This window comes from Sphingomonas sp. SRS2, from assembly GCF_000971055.1.
Lineage (GTDB): Bacteria > Pseudomonadota > Alphaproteobacteria > Sphingomonadales > Sphingomonadaceae > Rhizorhabdus.
In genome coordinates this window covers 1-10,989 of record NZ_LARW01000085.1, presented here as the reverse complement: position 1 = coordinate 10,989, position 10,989 = coordinate 1, and the positions used below count along the sequence as shown (strand labels likewise).

The window sequence follows — 10,989 nt, the reverse complement described above, 5'->3', positions numbered from 1 at the left end:
GGAGGGGGCCCCGCCCCGCCCCCCCACCCAACTCCCCGACCCAGCGAAATATATGGGGAGGTTGGGTGGGGGGGCGGGCGGGTACCGCCGTTTCAGCTTCGCTGAAACACACTCTAAACGTCGCCCCGGCGAGGCCGGGCGACGGGTGTATGGCTAAAGCGGCATCAGTGCGGCGACGATCCAGCGGTCCTCGCCGCGCAGCACATTCCAGACCCGGGCGGCGGCGCGGCTGTCCATCACCTCGATCCCGAAACCCAGCGCCTCGATCGCCGCCGCGAAAGCCGGGGTGGGACGGCGCATCGACGGGCCGGTCCCGAGCAGCAGGAATTCGGGGCGCGGCTCGATCGAGAGCAGCCTGACGAGATCGTCGGCGGTCAACGCCTCGATCGCGGGCGCGTCCCAGTCGAGCGCATTGTCCGGGGTGAGCCACAGGCCACCCGGCACGATCCGGTCCTCGACGCGAAAGGCGGTGCCCGAAAAGCCACGGATCGTCGGACCGTTCGGGGCATCGTCACGGTCGAAGCTGACCATCGCGGTCAGCCCTTGGGGCCGACCCGTTCGGCATCCGGCCGTCCAGTGTCGGGCTTGCTATCGAAGCGTTGCGGCTGGAGCCCGAGGGTGATCAGCAGCGACGAGGAGACATAGACCGACGAATAGGTGCCGACCACGACACCGAGCAGCATCGCCGCCGAGAAGCCGCGCAGCACATGGCCGCCGAACAGCAGCAGCGACAGCAGCGCGAGGCCGATGGTGATCGAGGTCATCACGGTGCGCGGCAGCGTCTCGTTGACCGAAAGGTCGATCAGCGCCTTCATGTCCATCTGACGGAACTTGCGCATATTCTCGCGGATGCGGTCGTCGATCACCATCTTGTCGTTGATCGAGTAGCCGATGATGGTGAGCACCGCGGCGACGATGTTGAGGTCGAACTCCATCTGCGTCAGCGCGAAGAAGCCCAGCGTCATGATCACGTCATGGACGATGGCGACGAAGGTCGAGACGCCGAACTGCCATTCGTAACGCAGCCAGGAAAAGACCGCGATGCCGAGCACGGCGAGGATGACCGCCAGCACGCCGTTGCGGATCAGCTCGCCCGATACCTTGCCCGACACCGTGTCGGTGCGGGTGAAGCGGATGCCGGGGAATTGCTGCTTGAGCGCCGTCGAGACCTTGCCGACGATGGCGTTGGTCGCGCCCTGGTCGGCGCCCTCTTCGACCGGCAGACGGATCGATACCGTGCGCGGATCGCCGAACTGCTGCAGCGAGCTGGTGCCGACGCCCAGTCCGTCGATCGTGCTGCGCACCCGGCCGATCTGCGGAGCCTCCGGAAACTGCGCTTCGATCATCAGGCCGCCGACGAAATCGACGCCCAGATTGAGGCCACGGGCCCCGGTGAGGCCAAGCGCCGCGATCGTGAGCAGTGCAGTGACGATGAAGCAGACGACACGGATCCGGACGAAACCGATATTGGTATTGTCGGGAACCAGTTTCAGCAGACGCATGGGACCGATCCGATCAGATATTGATGTGGGTGGGCCGGCGGCGCAGCCACAGCGTCACGAGCATGCGGGTAAAGACCACGGCGGTGAACACCGATGTGGCGATGCCGATCAGCAGGACCACCGCGAACCCCTTCACCTGGGCCGAACCCAGCAGGAACATGATGCCGCCGGCGATGGCATGCGTCACGTTCGCCTCGAAGATGGTGCGGCTGGCTTCCTTATAGCCGTGCTCGACCGCCTGGGTGATCGAACGGCCCCGACGCAATTCTTCGCGCATGCGTTCGTTGATCAGCACGTTGGCGTCCACCGCCGCGCCGATCGTCAGCACGAAGCCGGCGATGCCAGGCAGCGTCAGCGTCGCGTTGAGCAGCGCCATGACGCCGAGAATGACGAACACGTTGATGATCACGGCGAGATTCGCATAGACGCCGAAGCGGCCATAGGTGACGAGCATGAAGACGATGACCGCGAGCACCGCGATCACGCTGGCGAGGGTGCCGGCACGGATCGAATCGGCGCCCAGCTCGGGACCGACGGTGCGTTCCTCGACCACGGTCAGCGCGACCGGCAGCTTGCCCGAGCGCAATGCGATGGCGAGCTCATTGGCGCTGTCGCTGGTGAAGCGGCCAGAAATTTGAGCCTGGCCGCCCAGGATGGGCTCGTTGATGTTTGGGGCCGACAGCACCTTGCCGTCGAGGATCATCGCGAAGGGCTTGCCGACATTTTCCTGCGTCACGCGGGCGAACTTGCGGCCGCCCTCGCTGTTGAAGGTGATCGAGACGACCGGTTCGTTGTTTTGCTGGCCGAAGGTCATCTTGGCGTCGATCAGTTCGTCGCCGCTCAGCATCGCGCGGCGCTTGACCGCGATGAAGCCGCCGGGATTGTCGGCATAGGGCAGAACTTCGCTGCCGACCGGAGCGCGACCTTCGATCACCGCCTGCGGATCCGCGGTCAGATCGACCAGCTTGAACTCCAGCTTCGCGGTCCGGCCGATCAGCGCCTTGAGTGCGGCCGGATCCTGAAGGCCGGGCACCTGGACGAGGATACGGTCGCTGCCTTGACGGACGATGTTCGGCTCACGCGTGCCCATCTCGTCGATGCGCTTGCGGACGACCTCGGTCGCGACCTGCATCGCGCTGTCCGTTGCCTGGCGCAGGCCGGCGTCGGTGGGGGTGATGACGATCCGGGTCGAATCGACGACCTGCACGTTCCAGTCGCGCTGGCCCGACATGCCCGACGGCTGGGTCAGGGTACGGATACGCTCGACCGCGGCGTCGATCTTGGCGCCGTCGCGCACGAAGAAGGACAGCCGTCCGCCCGTGGTGGAGATGTCGCCGATCGCGATCGGCGGCTCGGCGCGCCGCATCTCGGTGCGGACCTGCTCCTCCATCTTGGCGATATTCTGTTTGGCGAGATCGCTGGTATCCGCCTCCAGCATCAGATGGCTGCCGCCCGACAGATCGAGGCCAAGATTGACCCGCGGCAGGCCGCTGAGGCCCCAGCGTTCGGCGGTCGCCTCGGGCACGAAGGTCGGGATCGAAAGCAGGATGCCGATCGTCAGCGACAGGACGATCGACAATATCTTCCAGCGCGGGAAATCGAGCATTGTTGGCTCAGTCGTTGGCGGGCTTGCCCGAGCCCGCGGGGCGGACCTCGGCGATGGTGCCCTTGACGATCTTGACGCGGACGCTGGGCGCGATCTCGGCCTCGACCTCGTTGGCGTCGACCTTGATGACCTTCGCGATTAGGCCGCCGGCTGTGACGATAACGTCATTCTTCGCGACGGCGTCGATCGCCAGGCGATGCTCCTTCATCTTCTTCTGCTGCGGGCGGATCATCAGAAAATAGAAGATCACGAAGATGAAGATCAGCGGCGCGAACTGCATCAGCATTGCTGCGCCGCCACCAGCGGCGGGAGCGGCGCCAGCGGCCTGGGCATAAGCGGGTGAGGCGAACATCGTTCAGGGCATCCCGGAAAAGAGTGCGAGCCTTTAAAACGGCCCGGAATGGCGCGCGCCTATCACGTTCCGCATGGCAGGTGCAACCGGGCGCTTGCCAAGCGCAAAAGACCTCCCTAAAGCGCGCAGCCTTGGTCGGGGCGTGGCGCAGCCTGGTAGCGCACTTGACTGGGGGTCAAGGGGTCGCAGGTTCGAATCCTGTCGCCCCGACCAGAACTTGGCTAGATTCCCAGCTGACCCCAGCAGCTGCTAGCAATCTGTCGATATCCCGATCATATCTGGCCGCCCGACGGCTTTCCCCAAGCAAATTCATAGCCACCGCGTTCACGCGGCAGGCAGTCGTTCGCTGTGGTTAACGCTTTGGTGACGGAGGGCGGCGTAAAGAGCGCGGATGAGCATCTCCTTCCATTCGATAGCCGACCGCGCCCGATGGGAAGGCGACCGGCTGCGGCTCTTTCTTCAAGGGCTTCCGTCCGCCCTGTACCATTTCGTGGGACTGGTGCTGGTCGCGATGCTGACGGCGGCGGCATTGCTGGGTTCGATGATGGTGGCGATGGATGCCAACGCGGCCGACGAGAAGCTGCGCATGGTACGCAACGCGCTGGCTTATGAGCAGAACTCCCTCGCGGGCTCGACCATGGACTATGCGCGTTGGGACGATGCGGTGGCGCATGTCTACGGCAGATTCGATTATGCCTGGGTAGACAGCAATTACAAAGGCGCCATTCCGCTCTACATCATCGATGGCCGTGGCCGGACCCTCTATGCATCGCAGCCCAATGGGCGCTTCAAGCCGCGCCTGGACCAGGAAGCGCCGGAGCTGTTGCCGACGCTGCTCCGCAAATTGCCGCGTCGTGCGGTCACGGGCGCTGTGACGATGGCGGGGGTGCGCCACGGCGAGCTTGCCATCTTCTCCGCCGCGGCGATCCTTCCCTACACACCCGGCGCGGCGATGCCGCATGGCGAGCTTCGCTATGTCGTGCTGATCAAGCCGGTCGGCCACCATGTCCTGCGCGAATGGAGCAGGACATTGCAGTTGCCCGGGCTGGGCTGGGCGCAGGGGGGTGGCGAAGGCGAGGAGGCGACGCTGGTGCTGCGCGATGCTGAGACGAATATCCTCGGCCATCTGCACTGGCAGGCGATCTCGCCGGCGGCGGCGGTGATGGGCGATCTGTTGTGGATCATCGTTGCCGCAGGCGCGCTGTTCTTCGCACTGGCGGTGAAGATAATCCGCGCGGTCATCGTGACGCAGCGGGTCATCGAGACCAAATCGCTGATCGCAGAGGAAAGCCTGGCCGGGCGGGAAGCCGCGCTGGAGGACGCGCGCGCCGCGCGCGCAGCCGCCGAAAATGCCCTGCTCCAGGCGAAGGACGCCCATCAACGCCTGCAGCGCCTGTCCCAGACCGAGGCGGAAGAGCAGGCGCGCCAACGGCAACAACTCAGCGAGATATCTCACGGCGTGGCTGACAGACTCTCCGATTCGATCGGCACATTGATCGAGCAGCTTGTCCAGAGCGCCGACGAACTCGATCGCAGCGCCGCCGTTACCTTGTCGTCTGTCGAGACCCAGCAGCGCGCGTCCGAGCAGGCGCAGACTCGCAGCGCGGCCTCCGCATCGGCTGTTCGGGATATCGAAAACAATATCCAGGAACTGGAGCGCGCGACCCAGCATATCCACCAGCAGTCCGAGCGCATGGCGCAGGCGATGCGCCTTGCCGACGCTGAATCAGGGGCTGCGACAGGCGCGAACGGCGATTTGTTGCTGCAGATCGATTCCATCGGCACCGCGGCGCGGCTGATCGAGGATATCGCGACCCAGTCGAACCTGCTCGCGCTCAACGCGACGATCGAGGCGGCGCGCGCCGGCGAGGCTGGCAGGGGCTTCGCCGTGGTCGCGAGCGAGGTGAAGGGTCTCGCGTCGCAGACGCATCGCACGACCAACGATATCCATGAACGCGTGACCGGCGTCGAAGCCGCCGCCAAGGCCACGACATCGCTGGTCGAAAAGGTCCACGGTCTGCTTCAGAACCTGAACGTGACGATCACGGGTACCGCAAGCGCGGTTGTCCAGCAGCAGTCGACCACCGCCACGATACTGGAAGTGGCGCAGCAGGTCGGCCAGCATGCCGGCGACACCCACGCCTCGGTCGAAACGATCACGCGGTCGCTTGCGGCGGTGCGCGACAGCGCCGACGGCACCCGCTCGATCGGTGTGCGGGTGCGCGATCACGCCACCCGCCTGAATGCCGAACTCGACCGTATCGTCGATCAGCTTCGCGCCGCCTGACGCCGCGATCGCCTCCAGACAATAGGACGTATTGCGTCCGGCTTTCCTATCGTGCCTCCTTCGCCCCAGCGATCAGGGAGAGGAAGACGATGGAGCGTGTGGAACTCGATCCGCCAGGTCTGTTCAGACATCCGGCGTTCAAGCGCGTGGTGACGGTACAGGGCGACACGAAGCTTGTCTTCATCGCCGGGCAGACGCCGTCCGCTTACAATTACGATCCCGTCGAGCCGGGCAATTACAAGGCGCAATATATCCAGGTGATGGACAATCTCGACATCGCGCTGCGCGCCGCGGGCGCAAGCTGGGACGATGTCGTCTACCGGCGGATGTTTGTCCTCGACGTCGATGAATTCCTCAAGATCTTCTACGACGAAGATCTGCCCCGATATGGCGATGGGCGGCCGCCGAGCACGCTGATCGGCGTGACGCGGCTGTCGAAGCCGGAATTCCTGGTCGAGGTCGATCTGATGGCGGCTGTCGAACCTTCGCGTTGATCGCAACCAGACGCGCGCCTCCATAAAGAAAATCGGCGCTTCGTCGCGTTCCCGCAGCCGTCAAAATGGCAATATCGTTGCCGGCTGCGCTGGCCGTACTTCGTGCACGAGCTGTTCCATCGTGCATTGCGACGGGTCCTTATCGGGACGCCAGCGCAGAATTCGCGTGCCATGCCGAAAGCGCTCGCCCGTGACCTGATCGAACAGCACCTCTACGACCAGCCGGGGGTCGAGCGGCTCCCAGGCGGATTCGCGCCCGTCGTTCCAGCGGCTTGGACCACCGGGCGCCTTGCCGCTGAATCCGGCGCCGCCGAGACAGGGTCGGATCCGCTGATCGATATCGGCGCGCTCGCTCGCCTTGATCCCGGATGTGAAGCCGACATGATGAAGCTTGCCGGCCTCGTCATATAATCCGAGGAGCAACGAGGCGATGCCGCCGCCGTCAGCCGCCCGTCGCAACCCGGCGACGACGCAATCGGCCGAGCGGTGGACCTTCACCTTGGCCATCGCGCGCTCGCCGGGCCGATAGGGTTCGTCGGTCCGTTTTGCGACGACGCCGTCGAGCGCGCCGCCGCTTCCGGCGAGCCACGCGTCGCCGACCGTGCGATCTTCGCTCATCGGCGACAGCAGCAACGAAGCGTTGCCCTCCGCCGAATGGAGATTTTCAAGCATGGCGCGACGGGCGGCGAGCGGTTCGGCAAGAAGCGACCTTCCGTCCAGCGCGAGACAGTCGAACAGCATCAGCTGTGCGGGCGTCTCCACCGACAATCTCGCGACGCGGCTTGGCGCAGGGTGAAGGCGCTGCTGTAGCGCGTCAAAAGACAAAATGCCGCCGATCGGCAATATAATCTCACCGTCGACGATATAGCGCTCGGTCCGCGTCGCCCGCAGCAGCGAGACGATTTCGGGAAAGTAGCGCGCGAGTGTCTTTCCCGACTTCGACTGGATCTCGACAGCGTCACCGTCGCGAAAGGCGATTGCGCGGAAACCGTCCCACTTCGGCTCATATTGCCATCCGGGCCCGTCCGGAAGTTCGGCAACGAGCTTCGCCTCCATCGGAGCGATGCCGCCCGGCGGGACTGTGGCGGCCATGCCTGGCGAGCCGGCCGCGCTATCAGCCCGCGCTGCGAGCCAGCGGCATCGTCAGGCAATGGACGCCGCCGCCGCAGCGCGTGAACTGATCGAGTTCGATCGCTTCGACGGTGTAGCCCCTGGCTCTTAGAATGGCATTGACCCGCTCATTGTCCTTCGCGGCGAGCACGCGCCGGTCGCCGAGCGAAAGGACATTGCAGCCCAGCTTGCGCGATTCCTTGTAGCTGACCGGGATGATGTCGATCCGGTGCCGATCGAGCGCGGCGAGGAAGTCCTCGGAAAGGACATCGGTGCAGGCCAATGCAAGCCCGTCTCCGACCATTGCTAACTGGGTGTCGAGGTGGAGAAAATGGGGATCGAAGCGGTAAATGAGCACATCCCAGCCCTGGCCCCGAAACACCTCCGCCGCGCTGTCCGCGCCCTCATCATCGGTCCGCGCGCCCGAGCAGCCGATGATGACGAGGCCGCGGCGAACGATCGAGATGTCCCCGCCCTCCGCGGTTCCGCGCCGGATGCGGGCGGCGAGAGGGGCGCCGAGCTGGCGCAACGCCCGCAGGGCATAGTCGGCTTCGGTCTGGCGATGCGATGCGGCGGGTTTGAGAGCCAGAAGACCCCAGGGCGTCGTGAGCAGCGCATCGCGCGTGAAGCACATGTCCGGCATGCCCTCCTGCGGCGTCAGGAAGTGGCACCGGACGCCATTTTGCATCAAAGCCTTTTCCAGCGCGCGATGCTGGGCCAGAGCCTCGGGAACCGATGTCTGGAACCCGTCGCGCAGCGATTCCCGCGTTACCGAGCAGCACGGCACAGGTTCGAGAAAGACCGGGCGGCAAAGCAGGACATCGGTCAGCCGATCGGTTTCGCTCCACAGGCTGCATCGTGGGAGTTGGGGCGACAACCGGTCCGCAGTTTCGCCGGGCGAGAAAAAATCGAGCTTCATCATAACCTTCGCAAAAGATCCGAAGGCTCAATCGCCGATCACGCTTCCTGTTCCCTGATCACCCGTCAGGTTGATCTATGTCAGGCCGTTTTCGATAGGCGCGGCATCCCGAGGTCGCGGCATAGCGGTAACGGAAGAGGATCTCAGGGCGCACCGCGAGCCCCTGATCGCGAATTACAAGCGATCAAAATCTTTAGAGCGGCGCGCCACGCCGCTTCCCCGGTAGGGCGTGGACGAGATAATGAAGGCGGGCCAGCTCGGCGGTCCAGCCGGCACGTTTCGCGGTGTGCTATTGCTCGGCCTGCTCCATAGGGCAGCATCACGTAGATTTCGCAAACTCGGCGACTATCCTTGCGCGCTCCACGTTAGGAAGGTCTCTGGTTTGACGGCATCCGTCCGCGCTTTCTCGATTAGTGGTCTAAGGGTGTCTTTGACGAAGTCTTCCATCGTCGTCCGCAGCGCAGGACGATCATCGTGAAACTTTACACGTCCATCGTTAAGAGCAGCCAAGGTGTCGTTATCATAGACCCATTGTTCGAGAGTTCCGAACCTCTCCCGGTATACCGTCTCGACCTCGCGGTCGCTCCTGTCGATGAAGCGATAGTCCACCTCTCTGCCGAGCGCCCGGCCGATAATCGCGGCGACCTCGGTCATCGTGTAATCGATGCCAAGTTGCTTTACGGATCGGTGCCGGTCAGTGGGCGTGTCGAACTCCTTCGCCGCGAGATCCGCGATGTCCTGAATGGCAATCCAAGGCGTTTTGACGTTGGGGTCAAGCGACCAGCCGATCCTGTCGTGCTGCGCGATCGATTCGATCCACGCGAACAGATTCTCCATGAACCAGCCACCCTGCAGGTGCACCAAATTGATGCCGCGTAGCCGGTTGAGGATCTGATCCAGGATATGGAAGGGCTGGAAATGTCCGGTGTTTCCGCTGACCTCGGATCCCATTCCGGTCAGGCTCACCGCAAGCTTCACCGGGGAGTCCCGAAGTGCGTCGAAGAACCGAAGCGCTACCGTAGGGTAGTGCCCATGAAGGTCCCCTCCCTCCCAAATTGTTTTGACCATCAGGAATGCAGCGTCAGCGTCTTCGAAGAACCTGCCAAGCTCACCATCACCTGTGTCGAAGCTGCCAAGGAACGGTTCTGCTCCTTTCGCGACAAGTGCATCGAGGGCGGGCCCTCCTCTCGAAAGCGCTTTGACTGAATGGCCTTTGGTCAAGAGGTTCTCGGTAAGTTTGGCGCCGATCCTGCCGGTCGCGCCAACCACGGCGATACGCATGGCTAATCTCCTGGAGTGCTGACCCAAGATCCTAAAAGATTGCGCCGCGAGTGAAAGTCGAGATAATGCCATATGATCTCTAAATCGGGCCAACCTTCGAACAAGCTACCGCCCTGCAGTACCGCTCTCGATCTGAGCCTCTCGCATGGGCCGGCGATGGCAATCAGGATGGATTTCGCCGACTATGAAGCCGAGGAGCACCAGCACCAGCACCCGCAGGGTCAGCTGATCGTGGCGCTACATGGCGCGGTTACCTGCAGAGCGGAGAGTGGGGTCTGGATCGTTCCGCCCGACTGCGGAATCTGGATACCCGGCGGCGTTCCTCACAGCAATCAGGTCACGTCCAATGCTCGTCTGACATACCTGTTTGTCGAGCCCGGCGCGGCCATGCTTCCCGCTGAATGCTGTACGCTTTCGGTATCGCCGATGCTGCGGGAGATGATACTCCGGGTAGCCGAACTATCAGAAAGCGATGCGCGTGACGCTCATGTCGATCGGCTCGTGCGGGTCATGCTCGATGAGCTCGCGCTGATGCCGCGGGAGGGGCTGGAGCTACCCGTATCTGACCATCCAAAGATCGCCTTGATCGCTGCGGCTCTTCTGGCAGACCCGAGCGACCGCCGAACCCTCGGCCAATGGGCTGAGCATGTCGCCGTCAGTGAGCGATCGTTGAAGAGGCTTATGATCCAAGAAACAGGATTGAGCTTTGGCCGTTGGCGGCGTCAGCTACATCTCGTCATCGCGTTGCGGGAACTTGCCGGCGGTGCGACGGTCCAGCGGGTAGCAGGCGACCTGGGGTATGAATCCACGACGGCCTTCATCGTCATGTTCAAGAAGGCACTTGGGACCACGCCATCGCGCTACTTTGCCGAGCGCCTATAGAGCACGCAGCACCCGTCTGCCCATCCGAAGTATCGGCGGCGATAGACCGAAGTCGACACCCTTCCTGGCGCCGGAGGAGGCCAGCTCGCAAGACGCACAGCAGTGATGTTTACTGACAGTCCCTCGCTCAGACCCGCACCATGTCGGAAAAGGGTTGCAGCTTACGTTCGATCTCTGTTGCCGCCGCACGTAAACGGGCGAGATAGGCCGTGGGACGCACAGCATCTCCTTTGCGCGTCACTACCAGCGAGACCGCCGCGATCACGCGACCTTCCAGCTGTATCGGTACGGCTATGCACACCAGGCCCTGTACGATTTCCTGCTCATCCAGTGCATAGCCGTTTCGCCGGATGCGGTCGAACTCGGCGGAAAGCGCCTCAGGCGTCGTCAGCGTGTTGGGCGTGAGAGGGACGAAGGTCCCTGATGAAAGGGCGGTTTCAAGTCTGAAGTGCAACACTGGGTTGCAAGTTCATGATTTCGCGACCGAAGACCTCGGCAGGCGTTTCAAAGCCGAGACATTTGCGAGGGCGGTCGTTTAATTGTCGTGCAATTGCAT

Annotated in this window: 11 protein-coding genes and 1 tRNA gene; 4 read left to right on the top strand and 8 right to left on the bottom strand. The window is 63.5% G+C overall.

Translation table 11 applies throughout. The features are described from left to right. Positions 1 to 153: 153 nt before the first annotated feature. From WP12_RS10965 to yajC, 4 genes are read right to left on the bottom strand one after another with little or no spacing between them, the layout of a single operon-like run. Positions 154 to 531 (bottom strand): MTH938/NDUFAF3 family protein, encoded by a 378-nt coding sequence (locus WP12_RS10965; RefSeq protein WP_046193759.1) that lies wholly within the window; start codon positions 529 to 531, stop codon positions 154 to 156. Between the two features lie 5 nt (positions 532 to 536). Then, positions 537 to 1,502: a protein translocase subunit SecF gene (gene secF / locus WP12_RS10960; protein ID WP_046193758.1), complete on the bottom strand. Its 966-nt coding sequence runs from the start codon at positions 1,500 to 1,502 to the stop codon at positions 537 to 539. Positions 1,503 to 1,515: 13 nt separating this feature from the next. Next, on the bottom strand, positions 1,516 to 3,108 hold the full coding sequence (gene secD / locus WP12_RS10955; RefSeq protein WP_046193757.1) for a protein translocase subunit SecD: 1,593 nt from the start codon (positions 3,106 to 3,108) through the stop codon (positions 1,516 to 1,518). 7 nt (positions 3,109 to 3,115) lie between these two features. Then, on the bottom strand, positions 3,116 to 3,460 hold the full coding sequence (gene yajC / locus WP12_RS10950) for a preprotein translocase subunit YajC (protein WP_046193756.1): 345 nt from the start codon (positions 3,458 to 3,460) through the stop codon (positions 3,116 to 3,118). Positions 3,461 to 3,596: 136 nt separating this feature from the next. On the opposite strand from yajC, the gene WP12_RS10945 reads away from it, so the two are divergent. The 3 genes from WP12_RS10945 to WP12_RS10935 all read left to right on the top strand — a co-directional run bounded on the left by WP12_RS10945 (position 3,597) and on the right by WP12_RS10935 (position 6,241). Next, positions 3,597 to 3,673: transfer RNA gene (locus tag WP12_RS10945), tRNA-Pro, on the top strand. Between the two features lie 178 nt (positions 3,674 to 3,851). Then, positions 3,852 to 5,747 (top strand): methyl-accepting chemotaxis protein, encoded by a 1,896-nt coding sequence (locus WP12_RS10940; protein ID WP_046193755.1) that lies wholly within the window; start codon positions 3,852 to 3,854, stop codon positions 5,745 to 5,747. An 89-nt stretch (positions 5,748 to 5,836) separates the two neighbouring features. Further along, entirely contained in the window at positions 5,837 to 6,241 is a 405-nt protein-coding gene (locus WP12_RS10935) for a RidA family protein (protein ID WP_046193754.1), read from the top strand. A 60-nt stretch (positions 6,242 to 6,301) separates the two neighbouring features. Here the strand turns inward: WP12_RS10935 and WP12_RS10930 are convergent, their stop codons facing one another. The 3 genes from WP12_RS10930 to WP12_RS10920 all read right to left on the bottom strand — a co-directional run bounded on the left by WP12_RS10930 (position 6,302) and on the right by WP12_RS10920 (position 9,551). Continuing rightward, positions 6,302 to 7,333, bottom strand: coding sequence for an ATP-dependent DNA ligase (locus WP12_RS10930; protein ID WP_046193753.1), 1,032 nt, complete (start codon positions 7,331 to 7,333; stop codon positions 6,302 to 6,304). Positions 7,334 to 7,355: 22 nt separating this feature from the next. Beyond that, a complete protein-coding gene (locus WP12_RS10925) occupies positions 7,356 to 8,270 on the bottom strand; it encodes a dimethylarginine dimethylaminohydrolase family protein (protein ID WP_160299211.1) in 915 nt (304 codons plus the stop codon). A gap of 345 nt (positions 8,271 to 8,615) precedes the next feature. Next, complete coding sequence (locus WP12_RS10920) at positions 8,616 to 9,551, bottom strand: NmrA family NAD(P)-binding protein (protein WP_046193752.1); 936 nt, start codon at positions 9,549 to 9,551, stop codon at positions 8,616 to 8,618. A gap of 168 nt (positions 9,552 to 9,719) precedes the next feature. On the opposite strand from WP12_RS10920, the gene WP12_RS10915 reads away from it, so the two are divergent. Next, positions 9,720 to 10,433, top strand: a complete 714-nt coding sequence (locus tag WP12_RS10915) for an AraC family transcriptional regulator (RefSeq protein WP_200894498.1) — start codon at positions 9,720 to 9,722, stop codon at positions 10,431 to 10,433. A 127-nt stretch (positions 10,434 to 10,560) separates the two neighbouring features. On the opposite strand, the gene WP12_RS10910 is transcribed toward WP12_RS10915, so the two are convergent. Continuing rightward, complete coding sequence (locus WP12_RS10910) at positions 10,561 to 10,887, bottom strand: IclR family transcriptional regulator domain-containing protein (protein ID WP_200894497.1); 327 nt, start codon at positions 10,885 to 10,887, stop codon at positions 10,561 to 10,563. Between the last annotated feature and the right edge of the window lie 102 nt (positions 10,888 to 10,989).

What these genes read in the sequence shown, in the direction of transcription:
- WP12_RS10965 (WP_046193759.1), bottom strand. Translation starts at nt 531, where the DNA reads ATGGTCAGCTTCGACCGTGACGATGCCCCGAACGGTCCGACGATCCGT.
- secF (WP_046193758.1), bottom strand. Translation starts at nt 1,502, where the DNA reads ATGCGTCTGCTGAAACTGGTTCCCGACAATACCAATATCGGTTTCGTC.
- secD (WP_046193757.1), bottom strand. Translation starts at nt 3,108, where the DNA reads ATGCTCGATTTCCCGCGCTGGAAGATATTGTCGATCGTCCTGTCGCTG.
- yajC (WP_046193756.1), bottom strand. Translation starts at nt 3,460, where the DNA reads ATGTTCGCCTCACCCGCTTATGCCCAGGCCGCTGGCGCCGCTCCCGCC.
- WP12_RS10940 (WP_046193755.1), top strand. Translation starts at nt 3,852, where the DNA reads ATGAGCATCTCCTTCCATTCGATAGCCGACCGCGCCCGATGGGAAGGC.
- WP12_RS10935 (WP_046193754.1), top strand. Translation starts at nt 5,837, where the DNA reads ATGGAGCGTGTGGAACTCGATCCGCCAGGTCTGTTCAGACATCCGGCG.
- WP12_RS10930 (WP_046193753.1), bottom strand. Translation starts at nt 7,333, where the DNA reads ATGGCCGCCACAGTCCCGCCGGGCGGCATCGCTCCGATGGAGGCGAAG.
- WP12_RS10925 (WP_160299211.1), bottom strand. Translation starts at nt 8,270, where the DNA reads ATGAAGCTCGATTTTTTCTCGCCCGGCGAAACTGCGGACCGGTTGTCG.
- WP12_RS10920 (WP_046193752.1), bottom strand. Translation starts at nt 9,551, where the DNA reads ATGCGTATCGCCGTGGTTGGCGCGACCGGCAGGATCGGCGCCAAACTT.
- WP12_RS10915 (WP_200894498.1), top strand. Translation starts at nt 9,720, where the DNA reads ATGGATTTCGCCGACTATGAAGCCGAGGAGCACCAGCACCAGCACCCG.